The following is a 24,868-nucleotide window of genomic DNA, read 5'->3' as shown; positions in this document are numbered from 1 at the left end:
GATCGTTCTGTCCTAGATTTCGATCTCCACCGTTGCGTCCGCCGTCGCAGCTACCTAGATTGTTGCGATCATTGCCGTTGATGCTATTTTTTGAAGATTCTGGCGTAGTTGATCACGCTCCGCATCTCGATTGGTACCACCTCCACCAATATTGGCATTGCGACGTTGTGTATCTGGCTTCCATTCATTTGAACCGCTTCTATTACTCGACCAGTTGTTATTGGTGTTGCGGTTGAAGTTATGGAAGTTATTGTTATTGATAGTGAGTGAGTTTCCACCACCCCAGCCGCCGCCCCAATGACAGCCGCCCCATAGTGCTGCGCCAACTGCCATACCCACGCCAAAAGAGAGTAGCGCGGTGCCGGCTACATAACCCGGAGGATAGTAAGCAACTGGTGGATATGCTGGATAAGGCCAGACACCATAGACCACGGTTGGGTTATAGGATGGCACATAGACTATTTGTGGATTAGCCGGCTGAATCACAATCGTTTCAGACGAGCCGCTTCCTTTGGTTGTGACAGTTTTTTGGGAGTTCGATTGCAGCGCTCCAGTTTTTTTGGCTTTGGCGCACAAAGCTTGAATTGCAGTCATCGTATCTGATTGCTGGGCTAATACAGCATTACCCAAATTGTGAGTCCAGCTGCGTTGCGAGCCCACCATTTCCAAAACTGGTGGAAATGAAACGAGAGACTTCACGCTTGGATCCCAGTTTTGTTGTTGCAGGGCGTTATTGAGCGCATCACCCTTGATGGTGCTGTTATTGCGCAACCAATTGGTAGCCTCAGATACCTCCAGAGGATAAGTGGAGGCCATCAGTATTTGCGAGACTAATGAATCTGGATACAAAGCGATTGGAGCAACGAGCGCTTCTCTAATTGCGATCGGGACTGCTTACTTGCTTTGGCTTGGCCGCTACTTTGAGCAAAAGCAGCTGGTACGACAGCGGGCAGGCTTAGTGCGATCATTAAGATTCCCGCTAGTAATTGAGAGGGAATTCCTCGTTTTTTTGTGCAATCATTAGCGCATCCTTGTGTGTGAATAGAAAAATTATTCTACTCAATCTTGAGATACTCCATAGAATTTTGGAGCAATCCACTGTAAGGTGCTAAAGAGGATTTAAAGTGGGTACATTTTGTTTATTTAAGCGCCATTTCAATGATTTTGTATTCCTATCGCCGCTGCCCTTATGCAATGCGAGCGCGTATGGCCTTGAAATACGCAGGGATTGACGTCGAGCATCGTGAGATTGACCTGCGCAATAAACCCCAATCCATGCTTGCGCGATCCCCAAAGGGAACTGTGCCGGTGCTTTGCATAGGCGATGTTGTTCTTGAGCAAAGTGTCGATATCATGCGTTGGGCAATTGAGCACTCTGATCCTGCTGGTTTGGGCAATGTGGATGAAGTGATTGCCCAGAATTGGATTAATCAGAATGATGGTCTATTTAAGATCTTGCTAGATCAATATAAGTATCCGAATCGATATCCAAACTTAGATCAAGAGGCGGTTTTGAGTGAGGCGCTTAAAGTGATGTTGCTGCCCATGCAGCAGAGCTTACAAAACGCTCAGTATCTACTTGGAAGCAAAATGACCTGGGTGGATGTGGCAATCTTTCCTTTTATTAGACAGTTCTCCATGGTTGATCCAAAACGATTTGAGCGGCTACCCATACCAGCAATTAAGAGATGGCTAAACCAACATTTGGCATCTGAATTATTTAATGCAGTGATGCACAAGCATCCAGTTTGGATGGATTAGCCAGAATCAAGAATCAATATTTACGACTTGATAATCTCGAGTCCAGCCTTAAAAGAATCATTTTTTGCGGTTTCTAACGATTCAAATGCCAGCATCTCAACCGTTAGAAGGAATACTCCAGATGAGCCAAGCCGATGAAGGGCGATATCTCGATCCAAAGGCCTTCTTGAGCCAATTGCATCCACCAGAATGGAAACCTTAAAACCTTGCCGCAACAGTTCTAAAGCGGTTTGCATAACGCATACATGGGCTTCACATCCGGCAAGAATAAGGTGTTCTCTATTTTTGGACAGCGCATTGACCAAGCCGTCCTGGCAAGCATCGAAATGTTCTTTTGATTGATATGGTGGTTTGGCAAAAGCGCGCGATTTCTTCCGTCTTGTGATCGAGACTTTTGGGGCTTTGCTCAGTTCCAATGATAGGTACATGCAGAAGTTTGGCTAGCTTAGAGATCTTGTTGGATTGTTTAAGAACTTCATCACCCTGGTGAATTGAGGGCATGAATCGACTTTGTAAATCAATTAAAACAAGAGTAGAGCGACTTGGAATTATTTTTACCATTGTAAGTAAGGGTCTTTTCAGTCAGCCGTTCTTTGTTGTTGATTGGCGAAGGGAGATTGCTTCACCAATAAAACAGGTTGTTTTGCAGAGCCGGAGACACGCTGCGCTACAGAGCCAACCAGAAGATCCAGTAAGCCACTGCGTCCTTTGGCGCCCATAACAATCAAATCCACTTTGTCTTTGTTAGCCAAATTCATGATCTGTTCAGCGATATGTCCGCATTTAATAGCCATATTGTGTTTAACTCCAGCGGCATCGAGAACTTTGTGCGCCGGTTTTCATTTTTTTTCACTGATCTCGCGTAAATAGTCGTCAACTACGCTTTTGGATACGAATTGTTTGAGATGATTAAGGCCGATATCGTCATGGACACTAACTAAAGTAACCTTGGCCGGGCTACGAGAGTTTTTGGCAAGCTTAGCGACATATTTGACTGCATTTAAAGAGGATTTGGAGCCATCAACTGGAAGTAGTATTTTCATTTTTATACCTTTCTTTGTTTGTGATTATCTAAGTTGGGTTTAAGTCAACGCAGTTGGTTGGTAATCATTGTTTCAAGGTCTATAATGTTTAACTAGCCCCTCAAGTTCATAAGCATCTTTTTTGCCATCCAGTACTGCGATGCGCTTGCGCAGTTGCGTTACCTCCTTACAACTTAATTTACGGAGTTTCTTGGAGTCAATGCCATAGGTGTAGATCAATCGTCTGCGACGAGCAGCGCATATCTGAAAACGGACAATCCAAAATAATGCAAATAATGCTGGAGAGAGAAGTAAAAAAATAATAGTCATGTTTTCATCTGATGCCTATCCGCGGAGGATGTCATGCAAATTAGCGCCAGAGAAAAGTACTCAGGAATTTTGGTCTTAACTACCCTAGTAAATGCTGGCTCAGCAGGGCGGTAGCTGGGGAGTCGTTGATGTTGGCCTTAGTGGCCACAAGCAGGTTGCGCTTTGCCCAGGCATCTTGCAGACCAATCACTTTTAAGCCCATGGCTTTGATTTGAGCGGTGCAGGCCTGGATTGGCAATACCCCACGCCTAAGTTGACGGCAATCATCTGGCACATCGCATCGTAGCTTCGAGCCTGAATGCGTAGGTTCATTCTTTTGCCGAGTTTCTCGGCGCTGCGCGAAGTTAGCTCGAGTAATGAGCTGTCTCTATTGAGACCCACAAAATCATATTGAAGACATTCTTCAAACGAAATTTTTTTTCTGCTGCTTAATTGGTGATCTCCGCTGCAGGCGATCACCAATTGATCGCTCCCCATGATGTGTGTATCTAAGCCACTGGTAATAGGGCCTTCAGCAAATACGCCGATATCAGCTATTCCATCCATCAAGGCTCGCACAATATCACCGCTGATCTGCTCTTCCACCTCTACTTGTATTTCTGGATAAGGCTTTAAAAAAACTGGCAAGCGCTGATGGTAAAAATTCTGTTAAGGCGCACATATTGGCCCATAGCCCGTAGCCTCATATGCCCTTTTACGCCTTTGGAGTATTCCTCTAATTCATTGCTCAGTTGTTCAAAACCCTGAAATAGTCGTAGAGCATGTTGCATGACGGCATGCCCAGCATGTATCAGCGTGACCCCTTTGACGGTGCGATCCAGTAGCGCCATGCCAGCCGTTTCTTCAAACTCAGAAATGGCGTCTGCTGGCGGCTGACATGGCTAAATTGCACTCTTTGGCACCCTTGGTAATGCTGCCAGACTGCACAATTGAACAAAATAGTTGGAGAGTAACAAAGTCCACTCTGGCGTGGTTTAGCGAGGATTTCATCGATTTATTTTACCTATACCTTCGCAGAATGAGAAGCATACCCCTGTAAATAGCAATTTTCAGCCACTATCAAGAAGGGTAAATTGGTGTCAAAGCAAATGCAGGAGATTTCATGGAGCCATTGGCAAAATTAAAAGTGATCGAAATGGGGCAGTTAATTGCTGGGCCATTCGCCGCTAAAACATTGGCGGATTTTGGTGCTGATGTGATTAAGATTGAGCCGCCTAAAGTTGGCGATGCGCTAAGGAAGTGGCGACTTTGAAAAGATGGCACATCAGTATGGCGGCAAGTACAGTGTCGCAACAAGCGTTCACTCTCTTTGGATTTGCGGCAAGCTGAGGCTCAAGACATAGTTCGCACTCTGATTAAAGAGGCGGATGTTTTAATTGAAAATTTTCGTCCTGAAACATTAGAAGGTTGGGGTCTTGATCCAGAGAAATTACTCGAGCTCAATCCCAGATTAATTGTTCTACGCATTAGTGGTTATGGTCAAACCGGCCCTTATAGAGATAAGCCGGGATTTGGCGTAGTTGCGAGGCAATGGGTGGTTTGCGTCATCCAACCGATGAACCTGGTAGGGTGCCGGTGCGAGTGGGCATCAGCATTGGCGATACTCTGGCCTCCTTGCATGGTGTGATTGGTATTTTGCTAGCCTTGCAGGAAAGGCATACTAGCGGCAAAAGTTAAGTTATTGATATTGCTTTGTATGCAGCGATATTTAATTGCATGGAGAGTTTTCTTCCTGAGTACAGCGCGTTCGGCGAGGTGCGTGAAGCGGCTGGCAGCGCATTGCCGGGCATCGCACCAACCAATGCTTACCAGTGCGCTGATGGCGGCTATGTATTGGTTGCTGGTAATGGCGATAGTATCTTTAAGCGCTTGATGACATTGATTTGGCGCGAAGACTTAGGTAAACCCCCAGATAGAAAATAATGATGGTCGTGTGAAGCGGATTGCTGAGCTGGATCAGGCAATTGGCGAGTGTACCAAAACACTGAGTACCACCAAGGCTGTGGAGATGCTTGATTCAGTTGCAGTACGATTAGGCCGAATCTATACCGTAGCTGATATTGTGAGCGATCCTCATTACACAGCTCGAGAAAATATTCAAATGATTCGGATGCAAGATGGCACAACGTTAGATGTTCCTGGGGTGCTTCCAAAGCTATCGCGTACGCCAGGCTCAATTAAAACACTTGCGCCCGATATTGGTCAGAACACGGATGAAATATTAAATAGCATTGGTTTGAGCAAAGAGCAGATCGCCTCTTTAAAAGAGCGTGGAATCGCTTTTACGAAATCAGAACCTCACTCAGAATTCGAATAAAAAATAATAGAGAAATCAATAGAGAAAAAAGCCCTATGACCAGAATTTATTTCAATGATGTAGTAATGAGAGATGGTTTTCAGATTGAAGCCAATTTTGTACCCACTGACAATAAGGTGAGATTGGTTGATGAGCTGAGCGAATGCGGTTTTGCCAAAATTGAGGTGACCTCTTTTACTTCGCCCAAGGCTATACCGATGTTGTGGGTGATGGGGCGCATCAAGCGTGTACCTGGAGTCGAGTACAACGTGTTGGTGCCAAACCTTCGAGGGGATGAGCGCGCCTTTGAGTCAAGGGCCGATGAATTTAATCTGGTGATGTCTACTTCCGAGACTCATAACTTAGCCAATTTGCGTATGGGTAGAGAAAAGAGTTTTTCTGGATTGGTAGAAGTCATTGAATATGTTGATGTCAGAACGCCGATTAATGTTTCACTCTCCACTTGTTTTGATTGCCTTATGGAGGGAGAAGTTCCGCAAACGGTTGTCGAGGAATTTGCACAGCGTTTTGCGGACCTGGGTGTGAGGGGGCTGACGATTTGCGATACCACCGGTACGGCAAACCCAGATCAAGTAAAGAGGATGAGTGAGGCCCTACAAAAACGCTTTCCCAATTTGCAGTTGACTATGCATTTTCACAATACTAGAGGCATGGGTCTGGCGAACGTATTGGCTGCCGTGCAATCAGGTATTGTGCGCTTTGATGGTTCTTTAGGCGGTTTGGGTGGCTGCCCTTATGCGCCTGGCGCTAGTGGCAATATTTCTAGTGAAGATGCGATTCATATGCTCGATGCTATGGGTTATGATAGTGACATGAATATTCTGAGGTTGCTGCAACTTGCTATAGAGTTGCCGAAAATTGTGGGACACGAAGTTCCGAGGCAAGTGGCTAAAGCAGGTAGCACCTATACCTTGCATCCAGAGCCAAGTTACGTAGATAAATTGCGTCGCGCTCAATAAGATAAAGGAAAAGATCATGATTGACCATTTAGATCGCTTGGTGATTACTGCTGCAAAAGAGGCAGAGTGCGTTGATTTTTATACTCGCGTGATGGGCATGAAGTTAGAATCTTTTGTTGTCGGCACTCCACCTGTTGAGCGCAAGGCCTTGAAGTTCGGCAATCAAAAAATTAATCTGCATATCAAAGGCAAGGAGTTTGAGCCCAAGGCTGATCTTCCAACCCCAGGATCTCTTGATCTTTGCTTTATTGCGGACCGCCCACTTGAAAAAGTCATTGAACGGCTGGCGGCAGAGTCAAGGCCAATTATTGAAGGTCCCGTCACCCGTACTGGGGCGAGACAAAAAATTAACTCTGTATACGTTCGTGATCCAGATCAAAACCTGATTGAAATATCGGAATTAATTTAAATCCAGATGCTCTAGGTATTGCAGTGACCATCCTTTGCCTTGTTGGATGCCGCAGTCAGGCTCTTCGGATAAAAATTCTTCAATGAATATTGGATGGCTTGAAGGGTTAGCTTGAAGACGCGTTTTAGATATAAAACTTTAGCTCTATATGGCCTACTGAAGTGGCTTAATACTTTAGTTCTATGATATGTGTTTGTCATGATTTTTTGCGAATTTATGAATTATTATTCTCCCGGATCGAGAAATTAGCTTTCATTTTTTTAATGTATACGGGGCAGTAAAGTGAGCAAACTTAGTACAAATGTCATCGTCGCTGTATCTGCATTCTTAATCGGATTCGCAAGTGCCTCAGCCTTCAATAAATTCAACGCGGATGAGCAAATCCATGCTGTTCCAAGCGCCCACTCAGATGCGATGGGTAATGTGCGCAATACTCAGGACTAATACTTTAGTTCTACCCACGTGGAATATTGATTCGGGTCAAGTTTCCCGCGGTTGTTAGGCCTTATAAAAGAGGCTCCTAACTATTCACATTTCCATGACAGATATTTGAATATTGCTAACCACCTTTCGAGGTGGTTTTTTTTCGACTACGCTAGTATCTGCAGCGTTTAGAAATGATAACCAACACCAAAGATGAAATCGTACCCAGTGGCATCGGCTGTAAATCTAACAATTGCTCCGCTATCAGGTTGGACCGATACCGCTTGTGATCTATTTACAGCATAGTTTCCTTCGCCGAACGCATAGATGAATTCAGTGATGAATTACTGGTATCCTAGGCCGTAAACAGTGCCATTTACTCGATTAGTTTGTTGATGGTAGTTTCCTGGAGAGTTGGAATTGAGAGTTGATCCTGCATATCTCCTATCTTTGTATAAATGAGATGCGTTTGATTAATTACATAGCCCGGGAGAAGGGCAACGCTAAATACATTTGACACATCATATGTTCCAGGTTTTATAGATGACCCGCTGGGTAAAGTGCTTGCAAGAGTTGAGCCTACTGATCTTGAATGCCCTGGGTACAAGGCCGCCCCTATTCCAAGTACATAGTTTTCGCCAATACCAAATTTATAACCAATGCGGATATTCGCAGCAGGTCCATTTGCATGGTTGGCAGTTGCGGTGTTAGGGAATGCATAGCTGCCAATTGACGTTGTGCCGCTAACACTTTTAGGAATATAGCTTTCGTAGCCAATAAACTTCCAATTTGACCGTAAGCCCCTACCCAAGGATTTGACTTTGAGTCTGCATAAACATGGGTTGATACTAATGTGCTTAGCAGAGCTATGATGAGGCGAAATTGAATGGCGGACATTTTTATCTTTGGTTTTGGTGATTTTTTAAAAGCAGCGTAATTGCCTCAACAATCTCACTGTAGCCAATGGGTTTGTAGAGCATATCGATGCTTAATTCTTTGAATAATTGAATATGCTGCGGTGAGGTATCGGCCGTAATAATGATGGCAGGAATTTCCATCACAAAACTATCGCGAAGTTGTTGAATGATGAGATCACCGGTAGTGGTTGCCAGTCGATAGTCACTCAAAATACAGTCAATGTGATTAATGTCTGCTAGCTGTCTCGCTAGTGCCTGGCTATTCTCCGAAAGAGACAGAACCTGGAACCCATTCTGGGTTAAGGCTTGTTTGTAGGCATCAAAAATGGTGTGGTCATCCTCAAATACCGCAATCGTTTTGGCTTCCAAAAGGTGGTCTTGCGAGTCCGATATTTTGCGAGGCATATCGTTAGTTAGCGATTCAACGTTATCAGGCAAGGCATTGTTCGGATAGGGTGTTTGGAGGTTAAAGGTCGTGCCAGATCCCAGTAGCGACTTCACAGATAGTTCTGTATTGGAGATTTTGCAGAGTCTTTTGACAATTGAAAGACCTATGCCGAGTCCATCATCCATATTGCGGGTACTGTCCACCTTAAAGAACTCATCGACAATTTTATCGAGTAATGCAGCGTCAATTCTGTACCCAGTATCTTCAATCGTGATATGCAAACAATCGTTATTAGACGCTAATTTAACAAGAATGAATCCCGAGGCTGTGTATTGAATGGCGTTTGAGATCAGCTTTCCCAGCAATTGCTGTAGAAGTAATTTATCGCCATTAACTCCCATATTCATAAATTCAAACTGGAGAACCAATTTCTTGTTATTGGCAATCGGGGTGTAAGTATTTGATAAAAATCCAACAAGCTCTATCAATTCAAATGGTTTTTCAAGCTTGTAAGAAGTTCCTGCATCTAACTTGCTCAGGTCCAATAGGGACTTTAACATGGAGTTGAGGGTCTGAATGCTTTTCCTAACCTGAAGAAAATTAATTTTTTCTTTAGAGAGCCGAGTTTGTTTGGTTCAAATAAGTCCAAGTAAATATTGACCGCATGAAGTGGTTGTCTCAAATCATGGCTAGCAGTGGCTATAAATTTTGATTTTGCAATATTGGCGGCAATTGCAGTATTGCGTTCGTCCTCAAGTGCCTTATTGAGAGATTGGTTTTGTATATGCAAGCTAACCGTCTTTACCCAGGACTTCGAAAAATAGGAAGCCATTTTGATGGTGTATAGGAAGAATGCAAAGTTACCTAATTGAATAGGCCACGGAAACATGATTAGGGGAACAATCGATGCGATAAATTGACAGCTAAAGATGGGTAGCGCAAAGCAAAGAACGGTTGAACGCTGCACAGAGTAGCCATACAGGCCAACGAATACCGCTGTGGAGCTCATTAATAAATACATTGCAAACTAAATGGTAAGACAGTAGCCGCAATCAAACAGCCCAAAACCCAGCAGGCTGTGACAGAATTTCAAGACCTCAAAAATATTAAATTTCCAGTCCTGGTTACGGATGGTCGTTACGATGTGATTGATATTCCGAAAAACTCTCAGTTGATTGCAAGTCAAATTCGTTATGCGTGGTTAGCTTTTTATGATGGTGGTCATGCATTCGTATTTCAACAGCACACTCGTTTTTCAGAAACTGTTAACGCATTTCTGAAATAAATCAGACTTAGATATTTTTAAAACCACCTTCGGGTGGTTTTATTTTGTCCTGTAACTTGATGCTTTGGCGTGGCAAAATTCAAGCTCTGGACAATAGAGCATGGAGGAGTAGTCGTTTGCCTAGGGTATTTTTTGGAAGGTGTGCTTAATCAAACTATCCCAGCATTGTTTTTCTGTATAGTGAAATGGGTTGTTTTTGTAATTCAATTCATTTTCGGGCGATCTATGAAATTTAAAAAATTACGAGTCTGCCAGTCATTGCCTTCTCTTTGCTGGTACCGGAGATTGCATTTGCGCAGTGGATTTTTGTGGCTATACATGCCATAGGTCGAATTGAGCAAGTTACTCAGAACCAGTCATCACCCGATAAGCCTCTTGCTAAAGTTGTGACGGTGATACTAGATGCGCCGGCACAACGTGTATTTGATGTAGCAATAAATACAATTCAAAAGAATCAGAATGTCAACATCGTCAATTCAGATCAGCAAAAACTAACGCTTAACATTAGTCAGTGTGCTCAAGCGGCAACTTTGGCTATTAAGCCACTAAAGGATGATACGTCTCAGTTAATTATTGTTGGATCGACAGTGTCTGGTCGTACTCCCCAGACAACACAGATTGTTGATGGCGTGATGCGTCTGTGTAATGAGCTTGGTAAGCATTGTAAATTGGCGAGCTAGATTTCTCTAGAGACTTTTGTATAACTGGTGTGTCGGGCGAGAAACAAATACCGGTCTGTCATAATATTGTTTGAAAATTTAAGAGCTCTTTAGCGGAGGTAATTCGTGCGCTACAAGATATCTATTCAAAATATGAGTTTAGTTTTATTGGCTTTTCTTGCCTCTCATTTCAATATTTCTATTGCCGCCAATCATTCTGCAGACACTATTTTTTATGGTGGCTCCATTTTGACGGTGAATGCGAAGAACGAAGAAGTCCAAGCGCTTGCAGTTCAGGGCGGCAAGATTGTGGCTGTAGGTAGCAAACAGGCTGTAACTAAAGAGTGGCAAACAAACACTACTAAGGTGGTTGACTTGCAGGGTCAAACGTTGATTCCAGGTTTTGTTGAGCCTCATATTCATATTCTGGACACCACTATTGGTGAGGTCATGGGCTTAAATCTATCGAACTTCACTATGCCTTATGACACAATAGATGGTGGGTTTTTGTGTTGATCCATCGCGAACCACGCCATTTATGGCAGAACTCAATGCTGACGTATTGGATAAGGTATCGACTACGGTATCTATTTTTATCGTCAAGCAATCTGGTCATATTGGATATGTCAACCATAAAGCTCTAGACCTTGCTGGTGTGAATGAGAATACGCCAAACCCGAATGGCGGTGGCAAGTATCTAAAAGATGCCAGCGGAAAATTAACAGGTGTGTTGATTGAGCCGCCTACCTATGCGCCATTTATGGCAAAAATGCCCGCACCAACTCCGTCTGAATTGGCTGGGGCTTTTAAGCAAACTACAAGAATGATTGCTGCGGCAGGCGTTACTACCTCTGCTGAAATTACCTTGGGATTTAATCTTGGTCTTGAGAATGAATTAAAACTTTGCAAAGAGTTATCTGCTAACGAAGGGTTGCCAATTCGTATTCGCGCATACCTCTACGGCCCAGCCATTCCAAAGGAATGTAACTCAGTTAAACCTGGAGATGGGGATGATCGCTTGAGATTTGTTAGCGTGAAATATATTTCTGATGGTTCGACTCAGGGATTGACTGCCGCATTAAATCAACCATATAACTATCCAAAAGATACGACCAATCGTGGCGATCTTGATTTTGGAACAGAGGATTTATATGGCTAAATAAAACAATATTTTGATCCAGGTTGGCAGATTGCGGTACATGCCAATGGTGATGGTGCTATTGATCAAACTTTGGGTAATTATGAGAAATTGCTTGCAGGAAATCCAAACCCAGCTAAAAGACGTTTGCGTATCGAGCACTTCACAATCAATAGAGCTGATCAGGTTAAACAAGCAGTGAAGTTAGGTGTGATACCTGGATTTACTATTGGGCACGTTGATTATTGGGGCGAGGCTTTCCATAATCAGATTGTTGGCCACGATAGAGCGGATCGTATTGATCCATCGGCAGACTTTAAGAGGGCTGGCGGACGCTTTGCCTACCATAGTGATTCCCCGGTCTCAAATGTAGGACCTTTGAATTACATTTCTGAGGGTGCGGGACGTTTATGGCAAAAACCACCTCGTCAGGTTTTGGGTGCCAATCAGCAAGTCACAGTTGATAACGCTATTCGTGCAGTTACCATTAATGCTGCCTATGAAATGTTCTCCGATGACAAAATAGGAAACTTGGAAGTTGGTAAGCAGGCTGATTTAGTGATGCTGGAAAAAACGCTTATGGTCACCCAGCGTAGACCATCCCCACTAGAAACATCTAGTAGATCACCTATTGAGTCCTGAACAGTCACCGCATTTCCCCAGCCTAAAAAGAAAAAGCCCCTAGATTTCTCCAGGGGCTTTTATATAACTAGTGAGTCTGGCGAGATTGACTGCGTCGAAACTTCGTTTTCGAACTCGCGACCAACGGTGCTTAGGCGCTAAGTTAGCGCTGCTTAATCAGTGCCGCGGCTGGGATCCTGACAATCTTGCCATCAATCATGGTTACGATTGCAGTGTTTGTTTGAATGGCTAGGTCAATCGCTGCTTGCCCAGCGCGTTGCATTGCAAGCGATATCGGGATCTGGTGCATTGCGAATGTCTTTGATGGTTGATGCTCTCTTTTGCGAGATCGTTAAAGACTTTTCCGGTGAGTTACTTTTTTCCATATGCGGCATCATGATCTGGTGCAATTAATAACACGCTGAGGAAATGAGCTTCTCTAAAGCCAATTCCTCGGATTGATTTGCTAACTCGAAATGAGTAGAGTGCATCAATGCCTTTTGGTGCAGGAATGCTATGAATATTTTCCCATCTCAATCCCTTGTCGCGATAAACCTGGTTCCAGGTCAATTGCGTGATTTGCTCAAAAGTAGCAAAAGCTTTCTCTTGCTCGGTTGGCTCTAGGCTCTCCCAAGTAGATTGGAAGATAGGGCTATTTAGATCAAGCTCAACTAAGGGCTCAGGCTTTGCGTTTCGCGCCATGAGCTTTAGCCATTTTTAATTTAGAAAGGTCAGTTGCTTTGGCTGGTGTTTTTTGTGCCAAAGCCAATGCTGCTGATAAATCCTTTTTAACAGAGGGTGTATGCATCCAGCGTTCATTATCGGGAACAACCGTGGCGGTTCGAATTACCCAAACGCCAGGTTCGGGAGTTTCTACTAATACTTGGCGTCCCGCATGCTCTTTACCAAGCGAGATCTGTCCACTAGATCCAATGGATTTAATGACTTGATGATCAATGACTGCGCCCATGGCATTCTCCTCTATATTCATGCAGCATGATTTCATCATAGCATGATTTTAAAAAAGTGTTTGAATGTTTCAATGGAAAAGGGCTTTGTCAATTATGTTGCTTGGCAAAAGAAAAAGCCCCTAGATGTCTCTAGAGGCTTTTGTATAACTGGTGGGTCGGGCGAGATTCGAACTCGCGACCAACGGATTAAAAGTCCGCTGCTCTACCGACTGAGCCACCGACCCAATTAAGCCATGAATTATAGCAAGAAGTTTGTTTGCGTCCCTAAGGTCTGCTAGGTCAGCCCGTCAGCCATTGTAGTTACAAGTGGCTTATGAATTTACCCGTCTGGCGACTGGTGGATTTTTGGAAAAATAGTCCTTAATTCCATTCAAAATAGCTTCTGCGATCCTGTCCTGGTAGCTATCGTCGTTTAAGCGGGCCTCTTCCTGTGGGTTGCTGATAAAAGCGGTTTCCACAAGGATGGAGGGGATGTCTGGGGCCTTTAAAACGGCAAAACTAGCTTGCTCTACTTTGGGCTTGTGTAGGGGTGCAAATCCCCCGATTTGTCTCAAGATGGAGTTGCCCGCTTGCAGAGAGTCTTTAATTTGCGCGGTGGTCGACATATCGAGGAGTAGATTGGCAACCTGCCGATCTTGAGTTTTGATATTAATGCCACCAATCAAGTCGGAAGCATTTTCTTTATTGGCCATCCAGCGTGCGGTGGTACTACTGGCTCCCATTTGCGAGAGTGCAAATACGGAAGCGCCTTTGGCATTTCTTTCAATAAAGGCATCCGCATGAATGGAAACAAATAAATCCGCTTCAACGCGTCTGGATTTTTGTACTCTGACATGCAGTGGCACAAAGTAATCGCCATCTCTGGTTAAGAAAGGGCGCATATAGGCTTCGCCTTCAATCTTGTCCTTGAGTCTCTTTGCAATGGCGAGCACGACATTCTTTTCTCTAGAGCCCGCCGCACCAATGGCGCCAGGATCTTCACCGCCGTGACCAGGATCAATCGCAATCGTGATTAAACGTTTATATTTAGCACCCGCTGGAGCCTCTTTAATCTCTGGAATCGATTGAGAAACTAGCGGCGCTGGAGTCTTGGCAAGCTCTTTTTCTTTCTTGGTGGCGAACTGCGCAATCAGATCGATTTCTTCATTCGATTTTTCGAGTGCGCTTTTTTTTTTGGCGCTGCTTCTCACTAAAGCCATTAATGGATCGGGTGGAGTAGTGGGGTATAAGTCAAATACCATGCGGTAGTTATACTCACCAATGGGATCCAAGGTGAAGAGTTGTGGTTTGATCGGTTCTTTTAAGTCAAACACCAAGCGCACTATCCCTGGCTGAAATTGCCCCACCCGAACTTGAGAGATGTAGGGGTCGTTGGGTTTTACTTTGGCCACTAAATCTTGCAGCGTGGGATTGAGTTCTAAGCCCTGAACATCCACTACAAAGCGATCTGGGTTGGTCAGTATCTGCTGGGTAATCGGTAGTGGTGTATCTGATTCCAAGGTAACGCGGGTGTAATCCTCAGAAGGCCAGACGCGCACACCAAGAATCTTAGCGCCCCAGGCAAGATCAAGCTCTGTAAGTAATAAGGCAAAGCTCAAAAACTTCGCTGAAGTCTTGAGTGCCTGTCTTTTCGAGAGATTTATTGTCTTTGCGGTCATGTATTGCAAATTCATTACTTGCGCATTGCTTTGAGTTCTTGTAATGCCATTTTTCCAGATTCAGTGATGGCATTGATCTTGATAGCGCGTTCGTTTTCATCCGCGCCAGCAGACAGTTGAATCTGAATATCAAAATCTGGCAAAGTACCTTCCGCTTTTTCTGGCCACTCAATCATGCAGATGCCAGGAGCATCAAAATGCTCAGCAAATCCTGCCTCTTGCCATTCGAGTGGATCACGCATGCGATACAAATCAAAATGGTGAACGGTAAGAACTTGATCTTTTAATTGCAGTGGATAGGGCTCGCACAATGTATAGGTGGGACTCTTTACTTTGCCATCATGACCGAGTGCCTGGATCAGATATCTGGCAAAAGTAGTTTTGCCGGCGCCCAAATCACCCTCTAAGGAAATATTAAGGTGAGAATTCGCCTGTTGGGTCAGAAATTTCTCGAGGCTGGCGGCCAATTGTTTGGCAAGGATGGCGGTACCAGTTTCCTGTCTACAATCGAGTTCTATTGCAGTAATTGGAGAGGGGATTATCGGTGTTTGAACCATTCCCCTAGTTTATTCAATGATTGCGCTACATTCTGTATTTCATATGCCACTATCTGCCACCCCTCAATCCTTAGATGCGTCTAATCTCCGTGATTGGCTTGATGGTCAGGCTTTGGCATTGGGGTTTCATGGCGTGCGAATTACCGATACCCATTTAGGTCCTGCAGCAGAGCGTTTGCAGGAATGGCTGGCTGACGGTCGTCACGGCCAGATGGAATACATGCAGCGTCATGCTCAATTGCGTTCCAATCCTGAGCTTTTAGTTCCTGGTACGGTGCGGGTCATTTGCGTCTCGATGAACTACTTGCCACCAGAAACGGATTTTGATGCTGAGTGGCAACGACTAGAAGATCCAACTCAGGCCGTTGTCTCAATCTATGCCCGAGGGCGCGACTATCACAAGGTGCTGCGTAATCGCTTACAAGAATTTGCCAAACTCATTGAAGAGCGCATTGGCAAGCTCGGTTATCGTGTATTTACTGACTCAGCACCTTTGATGGAAGTGGAGTTAGCGCGTAAAGCTGGCTTAGGTTGGCGTGGTAAGCACACGCTTCTACTTAATCGAGAATCTGGCTCGACTTTTTTTTTAGGTGAGATCTTGGTGGATGTGCCGCTACCGATTGGCCAAGAGATTGAAGTGCATTGTGGCACTTGTACGTCCTGCATAGATGTCTGTCCAACCAAAGCTATTACCGCGCCATATCAATTGGATGCGCGTCGCTGCATTTCTTACTTAATCATTGAAAATCCTGATGCCATACCAGTTGAGTTCAGAAAAGCCATGGGTAATCGCGTATATGGCTGCGATGATTGCCAGCTGATTTGTCCATGGAATAAGTTTGCCAAGAGAAGTCAGTTACCTGACTTTGCCAAACGTAATGGTTTAGGTCAGGCAACACTCTTGCAGCTATGGTCTTGGACCGAGGAAGAGTTTGAGCAACGTCACGAAGGTAGCGCTATTCGGAGAATTGGCTACAGCCGTTGGCGCCGCAATCTGGCGGTAGCAATGGGTAATGCGTTAGCGAATGGAGTGGAGGTGAGTGCCATTGCCGAGGCATTAAGCGCAGCGCTTCCAAGCGCTGACCATTTAGTGACTGAACATATTGAGTGGGCTTTAGGTCAAAAAGCCCGGTCAGCATAAATATTCACAATCTTTTACAAGGATTCCATGTCATCCCAAGACCAGCCATATATTGATCCTAGTGAAATCGCGCTAGAAGAGGCTATGGTCCAACGCTTCAAAAATGCCAGTGATGCTTTTTGGTCTGGCATACGCGATGCCGCAGGCGCTCCCGCAATCGTACTCTTTGCCGACATGGTGGGTTTTGGGGCGATGGGTAAAACCAATGGCTTTGATGTTTGGTTTACGACCTTCACTTCATTTTTTATGTGCGCATTACCGGGGCAGGTTGTCTTGCTTGAGATGGCAATTACTGGATCATCTGTTTTTGCGATCGCTCTGGCGGGCACATTAACTTCGACACGTTTTATCACCATGACGGTGACGCTCTTTCCGTAGTTTCATCAAAAAGATCGCAATCGCAGTCTATATGCCTCAGTGCATTTGTTGGCAATGACAGCATGGGCTATCTCGATGCGCGAGTTTCATGCGATTGAGATTAAGCATCATCTGGGCTACTTTGTTGGGCTTGGCTTGCTGTGTTGGTTAATTTCAATTCCGGGCACCATTCTGGGTTACTTGTTGGCTGGCATGGTGCCTGCCTACATCACTCTTGGCCTTGTATTTATTAACCCACTATTTTTCTTGCTCACTTTTACTGAAGTAAAGCCTTGGATTAATCGCATTGCACTTTTACTGGGCTGCATCTTTGGCCCAATCTTCTTCATTGTCGATCGTGATACGAGTTTATTAACCTCTGGTTTAGTGGCGGGCACGATTGCTTACTTTATTGATCGCAAGTACTTGCGCAAAAAAGCGGGAGTGATCGGATGAGCGGGGTAGCTGATACTTTGAAGCACATGAGTGATGCCCTCTCTGGTTGGGGTCTTTGGATTGCCTTGATTGGGGCATGTCTTGGTACGTATTTCTGTCGCGCCATTGGGGTATGTTTGTCGCAAAGCATTAATCAGGACAGCGAGATCTTTCGGTGGCTGGCTGCTGTAACTTATGCAATGGTTGCTGCACTCACAGTCCGTTTGATTATGATGCCGCTCGGTCTGATGGCAACCGTACCTTTGTGGATACGCATTTTGATTTGCGCCTTGGCGATTGCCGTGATGGTCTCTAAGCTTACTAAGCGATTGGTCCTAGCCTTGTTGACTGGAACCTTGTTGATGGTGGGCTATGGCGTGATTCGCTAATCACACCATCTCTTGCCTATTTCTTTGATTGCTTTATAAGTGCGCCGCCAAGATTCTGGCGATATGTACCGCTTCTCTTTGGGTGCTATCAGCAATCTGGTGACGACAGCTTTTGCCATCAGCTATTACCCAGCTATCTGGCGACTTACAGATACTAGGCAAAAGACTGGCTTCTGCCATTTGCTTAGACACATCAATGTGCTCTGTCTCGTAGCCAACACTACCCGCCATACCGCAGCACGATGACTCAATGAGTTTGGGCTCTGCATTGGGTATGAGTTTGAGCAATTCCATTGCGGGGGTAACTGCAGCAAAGGGCTTCTGATGACGGTGACCATGAAACAGCACTGATTTATCAGCTGCTTGCAGGTTTAGCTTGAGATTGCCAGCCTTTGCTTCGTTCGCCAACACTTCTTCTAGCAACTGTGCTTGTTTAGAGACAGTAATCGCACGTTCGCCAAAGCCCATGACCAATGCTGCATCTTTTAGAGTAAATAGACAAGAGGGTTCTAAACCAATAATAGGGGTGTTCTTTTCCGCAAAAGGTGCCAGATGATCAACCAGCTCACCCAAAGTGGTCTTAGCTTTATCAACCATGCCTGCTGCTAAATAGGTTCTACCGCAGCAAAACTCTTTAGAGCAAGTATTGTCTTGATTCTTATTTTGCTGGCTCTTGCTTTGACTCTCACATTGACTTTTATGCGGGATATGCACGCGATAGCCTGCGGCATTAAGTACTTTCAATGCCGCTTGGCGGTTTTCATCTTCGAAGTAGGCGTTAAACGTATCGCCCAATAGCACAACGCCTGTACCATGTTCATTGCTTGCCAATTGTTCAGGAGTGTATTGATAAGTATCTTTTACCTTTTGGTTTCAGAATGTTTTGCTCTTCCAGATCGGCAAGCTCCTTTGTGCTGAGATGCCCATAACCCATTCTTGGAGCCTGGCGATCGGTGTAATGTGATTGCGCAGATTAAGAAGGCTTGGCAAAAATGGAATATTGCTAATCGTGCTGGCGTCCTTAGGAAGATAGGCAACCGCCAAATCACGCAATGAGTGACCCGCACGCTTTTTGTAGGCAGAAAGAAATTCAATCTTCATCTTCGCCATATCCACACCAGTGGGGCACTCACGGCGGCAAGCCTTACAGCTGACGCATAGCTCCATCACTTCTTTGATGGCCTCGCTGGCCAATGGAGAAGAATCGGTTGTGGTTCCGCTCTTTAGATCGAGCTGATTAGATAGCGCAAGACGTAAGGTATTGGCTCGACCACGAGTAAGGTGTCTCTCGTCACGGGTAACGCGATCACTAGGACACATCACTTCCGCATCAAACTGGCGGCAGTGACCATTGTTGTTGCACATCTCGACTGCTTTGGCTAAACCCATAGCTGGATCGCCGCCAGTGCCTGGTGCGGTAGTTTTTTCTGTAACGGGATCGTTTTGTACGTTCCAGGCAGACCAGTCGAGTGCTGGCTGCAATGGAATAACTTTATAACTTGGCGGAAATCTAAAGTTGATGGAGTCATCCATTTTTGGTGGATTGACGATCTTGCCTGGATTAAATAATCCATTGGGGTCGAATGCGTATTTGATTTCTGAAAGGGCTTCGGTGATCTTAGGGCCAAACTGCCAGGAGATCCAATCGCCACGGCATAGACCATCACCATGCTCACCACTATAAGCACCTTTGTATTTACGAACCAACGCTGATGCTTCTTCTGCATATCCAGAATATGGCGTATATGTAATATCCCTACGGATGCGTGGGCATACCAAGTGCCACGCGAGCCATATTGGGCAAATACTTCTGTCAATGCTTTGGTGTAATCAGCAAGACTCTCAAGCGGTACGGCACAGTCTTCAATAAAGCTCACTGGTTTGCCATCCCCTTTGAGGCTCATCATGATATTGAGCCCCGCCTTGCGTACTTCCCATAGGTGCTTCTGTAGGCTAGCATCAGGCATCGACACAACGGAGTCAGGTAAGCCCAGATCGCTCATGAGTTCTTGTAAGGCCTTAAGCTTTTCCAAAAGCAGTGCATGCGCTTCGCCAGAAAACTCCACTAACAAAATAGCTGCAGGAGTTTGCGCTGTGTGATCGATTAAGGTGGTTTCAATGGTTGTCTTAAAACTGGGATTACTGCGCGCCAAATCAATCATGGTCCGATAAACCAACTCAACAGCGGTATGGCCTAGCTTCACACTATGCTGGGCACTATCCATTGCCTTATAAAAGCTCGCAAAGTTCACAATGCCTAGTACTTTGTGTTGGGGTAAAGGCGCGAGTTTGAGTGACTTGTAATAAGCCAGGATGCCTTCACTGCCCACTAATAAATGGGCTAAGTTCATACTGCCATCTTGGGTGTAAGGCAATTCACTTTGGGGATTGAAGATATCGAGGTTATATCCTGCAACCCGTCTCAATACTTTCGGAAAGCACTTCTCAATCTCGGGGGCCAGTGTAGTGGCTAGATTTTTAACAGGGTCGCTCAATTGTTGTGCGACCGCAGTGCTATTGGCGTAATTACCAAACTGCGCTACTTGTCCATTGGCTAACCATGCATCAATACCCAATATGTTATGCGCCATATTGCCGTAAGCAATGGAGCGACTACCGCAAGAGTTGTTACCAGCCATGCCACCAATCGTTGCTTGTGCCGCAGTAGAAACATCTACTGGATACCAGAGGCCATGTTGCTTCAATAAGCTATTGAGATGGTCCAGCGCGATGCCTGGTTCAACTTCAACATAGCCTTTATCAAGATTGAGGTCTAAAACATTTCTGAAATATTTGGTGTTATCAATCACCAGTGACTGCGCCAGTGGTTTGACCGCATTGGCTGGTGCCACCACCGCGGGGTAGTACAGGCACACCCATTTCAGCGGCAATCTGAATCGCACTCGCGATATCTTGGGCAGTCTTTGGCACAAACACAGCAACCGGCATTGCTTGGTAGATGGAGGCATCGGTTGCGTAACGGCCACGACTGGCGCTATCGGTCATTACTTCGCCAGAAGTCTCTTGGCGCAAGCGCTTAGCTAGCTCGGCCTGTTCTACCATGATTCTTTGAGGTCTATAGGCTTATTCATAACTTGGTTATCTCCGCATCTTTTATTTCTGCTTCTGATTTGAGTAATTGCACTACAACATCGCGTTTGTTCATCACATGCTGAATCATGATCTTGCGCATGCGTGCAGCATCCCTGGCTTTAAGGGCGTTGAGCATTTCTTGATGTTCTTCAACCGCCTTCTCCCATTTGACGCCATCTTGATTGGAGCGAAAGCGTAAGGCTTCGATGCGCGCATTGACTTGTGTGAAGAGTCTAGAGAGCACTGAGTTATTTGCTGCTTGATTAATTAGATGGTGGATACGCAGATTGAGCTTGTAGTAACTCGATAAATCACGACGCGCATAGGAAGCCATCATTTCATATTGGAGGGCCTCTAATTCAGAGAGGGCGGCATCGCTAATATTGTTTGCCGCTAGTTCACAAGAAAATCCTTCGAGGTCAGCGATTACATCAAAAGTGTGAATGACATCTTCCAGGCTAAGTTGTACTGCGATGGCGCCACGATTGGCAATGAGTTCAACTAAGCCATCAGCAGCCAGTCGACGAATGGCCTCTCGCATAGGAGTGCGAGAAACATTTAGGCTCTCAGCGAGTTCTCGTTCATTGAGTTTGCTCCCGGGCGCGATCTTTCCTTCGACCAAGAGCGATCTGAGCTTCTGAAAGGTGGCCTCATGCAAGTTCTGAGAATTAGGCTGTTCTATGGCTACCATGTTGGAATCCCCTAAATTCTATATTTGTATACAAAATTAAGCATCAGTCATCATAAACCATAAAGATGGGCTTTAAATGCCTATTTTTTCTTTTATTTATAGGATTATTTTAAATAATTTGTATACAAAATGGAAAATTGGCAAAAATTGTCATACACTAGTGCCAGAAATAACTCCCTACTCACGATCTATAAAGCCACCATATAAAAGTGAGACCAAGCATGTTGAAACTTGATAACCATGCATCAGGACGCCATTTTTTACACATTCCTGGCCCCAGCCCTGTTCCTCCACGCGTACTGCGTGCCATCAGCTACCAAAGCATTGAYCATCGCGGACCTGAGTTTGGCGCCTTTGGTCTGAAGGTTTTAGAAAACATTAAAAAGATTGTTAAAACTGAATAGCCTGTGATTATTTATTCCGCTTCCGGAACGGGTTCTTGGAAGGGTGCTTTGGTAAACGTACTGAGTCCTGGTGACAAAGTGTTGTTCTACGAAACTGGTCAGTTCGCGCACTTATGGCGCGCTTTTGGTAAGCGCCTTGGCTTGGATGTCGAAGTAGTTGGTAAAGCTGGTCATGAAATCAAAGCCGTTTGTGTTGTGCATAACGAAACCTCTACTGGTGTCACATCAAACATCGCCGCAGTGCGTAAGGCAATTGACTCCTTGAAACATCCAGCGCTATTGCTCGTAGACAGCGTATCTGGATTGGGTTCAGCGGACTATGAGCACGACAAGTGGGGCGCTGACGTCACCATCTCTGGCTCACAAAAAAGGTTTGCTGTTGCCTCCAGGGATTGGCTTTAATGCCTTGTCGCCGCGCGCAATTGAGGCAAGTAAAAACAACAAAATGCCTAAAGCGTATTGGGCTTGGGATGAAATTCTCGAATCCAATAAAACGGGTTACTGGCCAACAACGCCAAGCACCAATTTAATGTACGGCTTGCATGAAGCGATGGACATGATGATGGCCGAAGGGTTGGATACGACCTTTGCGCATCATCAACGTTTGGCTGCGGCTTGTCGTGAAGCGGTAAAAGCTTGGGGTGTAGAAATTCAGTGTCAAGATGAAGACTGCTATTCACCAGTATTGACCTGTATTGCGACGCCTGAAGGTATGAATGCGGATGTATTGCGCAAGCATACATTGGAGAAGTTCAACCTCTCATTGGGCACTGGCCTTGGAAAAATCCAAGGCAAAGCATTTCGTATCGGTCATTTAGGCGATTGCAATGAATTGAGCTTGATGGCCGCCTTAAGTGGAGTAGAGATGAAGTTGGGGTCTATAGGTTATAAGCCGAAGGCTAGCGGTGTGGTTGCCGCCCAAGAGTTCCTTAACTAACCTAAAGAATCCATTCATTTTGAGGAGACAGGATGTAGCAAGGCCTCTAGACCGGAGTCGGGCTACACCCCTTATAATTCAGGTGCTCTGTATAGATAGCACTTTCATCATATAAAACATATTCGAGACAAAGAAAGATTAACCATGTTGGCTACTAAACCTTATTTAACTCAAGCTGATGTTCACAAGATTTTGGACGCGGCAGATAACACGCTGCTAAAAATAATTGGGCAGTGACGATTGCTGTTGGTGATGATGGTGCTCATATGTTGGGTTTGATTCGTCGCGATGGTTGCGCTCCGGTGTCTGCTTGCATTGCTCAAGAAAAAGCACGCACTGCCGCAATGGGTAAGTGTGAGAGCCGCGTCTATGAAGAGATTATTAATAATGGCCGTACATCCTTTTTATCTGCCCCACATATTTCGGGCATGTTAGAGGGTGGGGTCAATATCGATGTAAATGGGTTTACTATCGGCGCAGTCGGCGTTTCCGGCGTTAAATCGACCGAGGATGCTGAAACTGCTAAGGCTGGCATTTCGGCCATCCTATAAGTTACCTTGACAAATACTGCTACTGAAATAAATTCATCTACAGGGGTTAGCGAGGTCGCTACCCCTAGTGTTACTAACGCTACTACTGCTGATACTTCCGCAACAATCACTTTTGCTGACTTTGGTTTAGACTCGAAAATTCAAAAAGCGGTTCTGGAGCAGGGCTATACCACACCAACTCCGATTCAAGCCAAATCCATCCCACATGTTTTAGCGGGCAGTGATTTGATGGGGGCTGCGCAAACCGGTACTGGTAAGACGGCCACCTTTGTATTGCCGATTATTCAAAAGATTTTGCGTCACGCCAGTAATCGCGCGTCACCGGCACATCATCCAATTCGTGCGCTGGTGCTAACGCCAACACGTGAGCTCGCTGTGCAGGTAGCTGAGAATGCCGCTAACTACTCCAAATACACCGACCTTCGCGCCACAGTGGTTTATGGCGGCGTGAATATGAAAGAGCAGGTTGGTATTTTGCGTAATGGCGTGGAAATCTTAATTGCTACTCCAGGACGTTTGCTTGATCACATTGGCTCTAAAGTCGCAAACCTATCTCAAGTAGAAATCTTGGTATTAGATGAGGCTGACCGCATGCTTGATATGGGTTTTTTACCTGACTTGCAACGCATCATTAATTTAATTCCGGCGCAAAGACAAACGCTTTTGTTCTCGGCGACTTTTTCGCCAGAAATTAAAAAACTGGCACAAAGTTATTTGCGCACTCCAGTTATCGTTGAAGTGGCTCGTCAAAATGCGGCTGCTGACACTGTCAAGCAAGTAGTGCATATGGTCTCGTCTGCAGACAAACAGCGCGCAATTGTCGATGTATTGGAAGCGCGCACACGTGCCGGCTTATCGCGTCAATGTATCATCTTTACCAATAGCCGTTTGGGTTGCGCAAAATTGTCACGCGCATTAGAGCGTGATGGCATGAAAGCGGGCGCGATTCATGGCGATAAGAGTCAGGTTGAGCGAACCCTAACTTTGGATGCATTTAAATCCGGCGCCATTGAAGCTTTGGTGGCAACGGACGTAGCTGCTCGCGGTTTAGATATCCCCGACATGCCTTGCGTGATTAATCACGAGCTGCCATTTAATGCGGAAGACTTTGTCCATCGTATTGGACGTACTGGCCGCGCAGGTAGTCAGGGTGACGCCATTGCCCTGGTTGACCCCAGTGAAAAGCGCTTGCTCGATGAAATTGAAAAGTTGATGCAGCGCAAATTGGATGTGAAGCCATTACCTCAAGGGGTGTCGTCATCAAGTTGCTCACATTCTGGCTGTGCGTCAGCCAAAATGTCTGACCCTTTCTTCTATAATCCTTATGAGCCTAGCGCTCCTTCTGCGTCTGCTTCGGCTACTACAGAGGCGAAATCAGAAGAGAAAAAAGTAGGCATCACACCCGCTAAGCCAGCGGTGGGTGCTTTGCTCGGTGGCTTTAAGCAGAAATAAAGA

24 protein-coding genes, 1 tRNA gene and 6 pseudogenes are annotated in these 24,868 nt (G+C 45.3%); 16 read left to right on the top strand and 15 right to left on the bottom strand.

Translation table 11 applies throughout. The features are described 5' to 3' along the window. Positions 1-54 precede the first annotated feature (54 nt). A complete protein-coding gene (locus tag DXE35_RS06380) occupies positions 55-879 on the bottom strand; it encodes a DUF3300 domain-containing protein (RefSeq protein ID WP_269459903.1) in 825 nt (274 codons plus the stop codon). A 279-nt stretch (positions 880-1,158) separates the two neighbouring features. Between DXE35_RS06380 and DXE35_RS06375 the strand changes: the two genes are divergently transcribed. Next, the gene (locus DXE35_RS06375) at positions 1,159-1,761 is read left to right on the top strand and encodes a glutathione S-transferase (RefSeq protein ID WP_114689930.1); all 603 of its coding nucleotides are present in this window, start codon (positions 1,159-1,161) and stop codon (positions 1,759-1,761) included. A 20-nt stretch (positions 1,762-1,781) separates the two neighbouring features. Here DXE35_RS06375 and DXE35_RS09815 read toward each other — a convergent pair whose 3' ends face one another. The 4 genes and pseudogenes from DXE35_RS09815 to DXE35_RS10620 form a co-directional block, all read right to left on the bottom strand. Beyond that, positions 1,782-2,177, bottom strand: a complete 396-nt coding sequence (locus DXE35_RS09815; RefSeq protein ID WP_231970066.1) for an isochorismatase family protein — start codon at positions 2,175-2,177, stop codon at positions 1,782-1,784. 162 nt (positions 2,178-2,339) lie between these two features. Then, positions 2,340-2,804 (bottom strand): annotated as a pseudogene (locus DXE35_RS10625) (universal stress protein). 72 nt (positions 2,805-2,876) lie between these two features. Further along, positions 2,877-3,113: a hypothetical protein gene (locus DXE35_RS06360; RefSeq protein WP_114689929.1), complete on the bottom strand. Its 237-nt coding sequence runs from the start codon at positions 3,111-3,113 to the stop codon at positions 2,877-2,879. 192 nt (positions 3,114-3,305) lie between these two features. Then, entirely contained in the window at positions 3,306-3,740 is a 435-nt protein-coding gene (locus DXE35_RS10620) for a LysR substrate-binding domain-containing protein (protein ID WP_231970065.1), read from the bottom strand. 475 nt (positions 3,741-4,215) lie between these two features. On the opposite strand from DXE35_RS10620, the pseudogene DXE35_RS06350 reads away from it, so the two are divergent. The 4 genes and pseudogenes from DXE35_RS06350 to DXE35_RS09300 all read left to right on the top strand — a co-directional run bounded on the left by DXE35_RS06350 (position 4,216) and on the right by DXE35_RS09300 (position 7,242). Then, positions 4,216-5,430: pseudogene (locus DXE35_RS06350) on the top strand (CaiB/BaiF CoA transferase family protein). Positions 5,431-5,465: 35 nt separating this feature from the next. Further along, positions 5,466-6,389 (top strand): hydroxymethylglutaryl-CoA lyase, encoded by a 924-nt coding sequence (locus DXE35_RS06345; protein WP_114689928.1) that lies wholly within the window; start codon positions 5,466-5,468, stop codon positions 6,387-6,389. Positions 6,390-6,405: 16 nt separating this feature from the next. Beyond that, the gene (locus tag DXE35_RS06340; protein WP_114689927.1) at positions 6,406-6,798 is read left to right on the top strand and encodes a VOC family protein; all 393 of its coding nucleotides are present in this window, start codon (positions 6,406-6,408) and stop codon (positions 6,796-6,798) included. Positions 6,799-7,080: 282 nt separating this feature from the next. Continuing rightward, positions 7,081-7,242 (top strand): hypothetical protein, encoded by a 162-nt coding sequence (locus DXE35_RS09300; RefSeq protein ID WP_162784983.1) that lies wholly within the window; start codon positions 7,081-7,083, stop codon positions 7,240-7,242. 878 nt (positions 7,243-8,120) lie between these two features. Here the strand turns inward: DXE35_RS09300 and DXE35_RS06330 are convergent. Together DXE35_RS06330 and DXE35_RS06325 are read right to left on the bottom strand one after the other, a co-directional pair. Beyond that, a complete protein-coding gene (locus DXE35_RS06330; protein ID WP_114689925.1) occupies positions 8,121-9,086 on the bottom strand; it encodes an ATP-binding response regulator in 966 nt (321 codons plus the stop codon). Further along, positions 9,080-9,535 (bottom strand): histidine kinase dimerization/phospho-acceptor domain-containing protein, encoded by a 456-nt coding sequence (locus tag DXE35_RS06325; RefSeq protein ID WP_114689924.1) that lies wholly within the window; start codon positions 9,533-9,535, stop codon positions 9,080-9,082. The genes DXE35_RS06330 and DXE35_RS06325 overlap by 7 nt, the downstream gene beginning before the upstream one ends. Before the next feature lie 69 nt (positions 9,536-9,604). On the opposite strand from DXE35_RS06325, the gene DXE35_RS06320 reads away from it, so the two are divergent. The 4 genes and pseudogenes from DXE35_RS06320 (at position 9,605) to DXE35_RS10610 (ending at position 12,250) form a co-directional block, all read left to right on the top strand. Next, positions 9,605-9,811 (top strand): alpha/beta fold hydrolase, encoded by a 207-nt coding sequence (locus DXE35_RS06320; RefSeq protein WP_114689923.1) that lies wholly within the window; start codon positions 9,605-9,607, stop codon positions 9,809-9,811. 269 nt (positions 9,812-10,080) lie between these two features. Further along, complete coding sequence (locus DXE35_RS06315; protein WP_114689922.1) at positions 10,081-10,491, top strand: hypothetical protein; 411 nt, start codon at positions 10,081-10,083, stop codon at positions 10,489-10,491. 132 nt (positions 10,492-10,623) lie between these two features. Then, positions 10,624-10,986: a hypothetical protein gene (locus DXE35_RS06310; protein ID WP_162784982.1), complete on the top strand. Its 363-nt coding sequence runs from the start codon at positions 10,624-10,626 to the stop codon at positions 10,984-10,986. Continuing rightward, positions 10,967-12,250, top strand: a pseudogene (locus DXE35_RS10610) (amidohydrolase). The gene DXE35_RS06310 and the pseudogene DXE35_RS10610 overlap by 20 nt, the downstream one beginning before the upstream one ends. Positions 12,251-12,392: 142 nt before the next feature. Here DXE35_RS10610 and DXE35_RS09295 read toward each other — a convergent pair. From DXE35_RS09295 to tsaE, 6 genes are all read right to left on the bottom strand, one after another. Beyond that, on the bottom strand, positions 12,393-12,539 hold the full coding sequence (locus DXE35_RS09295; RefSeq protein ID WP_162784912.1) for a hypothetical protein: 147 nt from the start codon (positions 12,537-12,539) through the stop codon (positions 12,393-12,395). A 62-nt stretch (positions 12,540-12,601) separates the two neighbouring features. Then, entirely contained in the window at positions 12,602-12,931 is a 330-nt protein-coding gene (locus tag DXE35_RS06295; RefSeq protein ID WP_114689918.1) for a hypothetical protein, read from the bottom strand. Then, positions 12,909-13,220 carry a hypothetical protein gene (locus DXE35_RS06290; protein WP_114689917.1) on the bottom strand — a complete coding sequence of 104 codons (312 nt, stop codon included), beginning with the start codon at positions 13,218-13,220 and terminating at the stop codon, positions 12,909-12,911. Before DXE35_RS06290 ends, DXE35_RS06295 begins: the two co-directional genes overlap by 23 nt. A gap of 128 nt (positions 13,221-13,348) precedes the next feature. Next, positions 13,349-13,424, bottom strand: a tRNA-Lys gene (locus DXE35_RS06285). 87 nt (positions 13,425-13,511) lie between these two features. Continuing rightward, positions 13,512-14,873, bottom strand: a complete 1,362-nt coding sequence (locus tag DXE35_RS06280) for an N-acetylmuramoyl-L-alanine amidase (protein WP_197714003.1) — start codon at positions 14,871-14,873, stop codon at positions 13,512-13,514. Beyond that, entirely contained in the window at positions 14,873-15,415 is a 543-nt protein-coding gene (tsaE, locus tag DXE35_RS06275; RefSeq protein WP_114689916.1) for a tRNA (adenosine(37)-N6)-threonylcarbamoyltransferase complex ATPase subunit type 1 TsaE, read from the bottom strand. Before tsaE ends, DXE35_RS06280 begins: the two co-directional genes overlap by 1 nt. A 43-nt stretch (positions 15,416-15,458) precedes the next feature. Between tsaE and queG the strand changes: the two genes are divergently transcribed. Genes queG through DXE35_RS06260 form a run of 4 tightly spaced genes read left to right on the top strand, consistent with a single transcriptional unit; the run spans position 15,459 to position 17,737 of the window. Beyond that, complete coding sequence (gene queG / locus DXE35_RS06270; protein WP_114689915.1) at positions 15,459-16,556, top strand: tRNA epoxyqueuosine(34) reductase QueG; 1,098 nt, start codon at positions 15,459-15,461, stop codon at positions 16,554-16,556. A gap of 27 nt (positions 16,557-16,583) precedes the next feature. Continuing rightward, the gene (locus DXE35_RS09795) at positions 16,584-16,934 is read left to right on the top strand and encodes an AzlC family ABC transporter permease (RefSeq protein WP_197714002.1); all 351 of its coding nucleotides are present in this window, start codon (positions 16,584-16,586) and stop codon (positions 16,932-16,934) included. 54 nt (positions 16,935-16,988) lie between these two features. Beyond that, positions 16,989-17,369 carry a hypothetical protein gene (locus DXE35_RS09790; protein ID WP_197714001.1) on the top strand — a complete coding sequence of 127 codons (381 nt, stop codon included), beginning with the start codon at positions 16,989-16,991 and terminating at the stop codon, positions 17,367-17,369. Then, positions 17,366-17,737, top strand: coding sequence for an AzlD domain-containing protein (locus DXE35_RS06260; protein WP_197714000.1), 372 nt, complete (start codon positions 17,366-17,368; stop codon positions 17,735-17,737). The genes DXE35_RS09790 and DXE35_RS06260 overlap by 4 nt, the downstream gene beginning before the upstream one ends. A 33-nt stretch (positions 17,738-17,770) precedes the next feature. Here the strand turns inward: DXE35_RS06260 and DXE35_RS06255 are convergent. After that, positions 17,771-20,800 (bottom strand): annotated as a pseudogene (locus DXE35_RS06255) (FAD-binding and (Fe-S)-binding domain-containing protein). 25 nt (positions 20,801-20,825) lie between these two features. Next, a complete protein-coding gene (locus DXE35_RS06250) occupies positions 20,826-21,521 on the bottom strand; it encodes a GntR family transcriptional regulator (protein ID WP_114689914.1) in 696 nt (231 codons plus the stop codon). Between the two features lie 221 nt (positions 21,522-21,742). On the opposite strand from DXE35_RS06250, the pseudogene DXE35_RS06245 reads away from it, so the two are divergent. The 3 genes and pseudogenes from DXE35_RS06245 (at position 21,743) to DXE35_RS06235 (ending at position 24,865) form a co-directional block, all read left to right on the top strand. Then, positions 21,743-22,862 (top strand): annotated as a pseudogene (locus DXE35_RS06245) (pyridoxal-phosphate-dependent aminotransferase family protein). A gap of 147 nt (positions 22,863-23,009) precedes the next feature. Further along, positions 23,010-23,413 (top strand): annotated as a pseudogene (locus tag DXE35_RS06240) (GlcG/HbpS family heme-binding protein). Positions 23,414-23,419: 6 nt separating this feature from the next. Next, on the top strand, positions 23,420-24,865 hold the full coding sequence (locus tag DXE35_RS06235; RefSeq protein WP_114689913.1) for a DEAD/DEAH box helicase: 1,446 nt from the start codon (positions 23,420-23,422) through the stop codon (positions 24,863-24,865). The last annotated feature ends 3 nt before the right edge of the window (positions 24,866-24,868 follow it).

Origin of the sequence: Polynucleobacter necessarius (genome assembly GCF_900095215.1) — a bacterium.
GTDB lineage: Bacteria > Pseudomonadota > Gammaproteobacteria > Burkholderiales > Burkholderiaceae > Polynucleobacter > Polynucleobacter necessarius_H.
Note: the sequence above shows the minus strand (reverse complement) of the source record. Positions and strands in the feature narration are given on the sequence as shown.

Coding starts and splice junctions, on each gene's coding strand:
- DXE35_RS06310 (WP_162784982.1), top strand. CDS start 10,624: ATGAGTTTAGTTTTATTGGCTTTTCTTGCCTCTCATTTCAATATTTCT.
- DXE35_RS09295 (WP_162784912.1), bottom strand. CDS start 12,539: ATGCACCAGATCCCGATATCGCTTGCAATGCAACGCGCTGGGCAAGCA.
- DXE35_RS06375 (WP_114689930.1), top strand. CDS start 1,159: ATGATTTTGTATTCCTATCGCCGCTGCCCTTATGCAATGCGAGCGCGT.
- DXE35_RS06295 (WP_114689918.1), bottom strand. CDS start 12,931: ATGGCGCGAAACGCAAAGCCTGAGCCCTTAGTTGAGCTTGATCTAAAT.
- DXE35_RS09790 (WP_197714001.1), top strand. CDS start 16,989: ATGACAGCATGGGCTATCTCGATGCGCGAGTTTCATGCGATTGAGATT.
- DXE35_RS06290 (WP_114689917.1), bottom strand. CDS start 13,220: ATGAATATAGAGGAGAATGCCATGGGCGCAGTCATTGATCATCAAGTC.
- DXE35_RS06280 (WP_197714003.1), bottom strand. CDS start 14,873: ATGAATTTGCAATACATGACCGCAAAGACAATAAATCTCTCGAAAAGA.
- DXE35_RS06325 (WP_114689924.1), bottom strand. CDS start 9,535: ATGAGCTCCACAGCGGTATTCGTTGGCCTGTATGGCTACTCTGTGCAG.
- DXE35_RS06330 (WP_114689925.1), bottom strand. CDS start 9,086: ATGTTAAAGTCCCTATTGGACCTGAGCAAGTTAGATGCAGGAACTTCT.
- DXE35_RS06340 (WP_114689927.1), top strand. CDS start 6,406: ATGATTGACCATTTAGATCGCTTGGTGATTACTGCTGCAAAAGAGGCA.
- DXE35_RS09795 (WP_197714002.1), top strand. CDS start 16,584: ATGTCATCCCAAGACCAGCCATATATTGATCCTAGTGAAATCGCGCTA.
- DXE35_RS06260 (WP_197714000.1), top strand. CDS start 17,366: ATGAGCGGGGTAGCTGATACTTTGAAGCACATGAGTGATGCCCTCTCT.
- tsaE (WP_114689916.1), bottom strand. CDS start 15,415: ATGGTTCAAACACCGATAATCCCCTCTCCAATTACTGCAATAGAACTC.
- DXE35_RS06250 (WP_114689914.1), bottom strand. CDS start 21,521: ATGGTAGCCATAGAACAGCCTAATTCTCAGAACTTGCATGAGGCCACC.
- DXE35_RS06345 (WP_114689928.1), top strand. CDS start 5,466: ATGACCAGAATTTATTTCAATGATGTAGTAATGAGAGATGGTTTTCAG.
- DXE35_RS06360 (WP_114689929.1), bottom strand. CDS start 3,113: ATGACTATTATTTTTTTACTTCTCTCTCCAGCATTATTTGCATTATTT.
- queG (WP_114689915.1), top strand. CDS start 15,459: ATGCCACTATCTGCCACCCCTCAATCCTTAGATGCGTCTAATCTCCGT.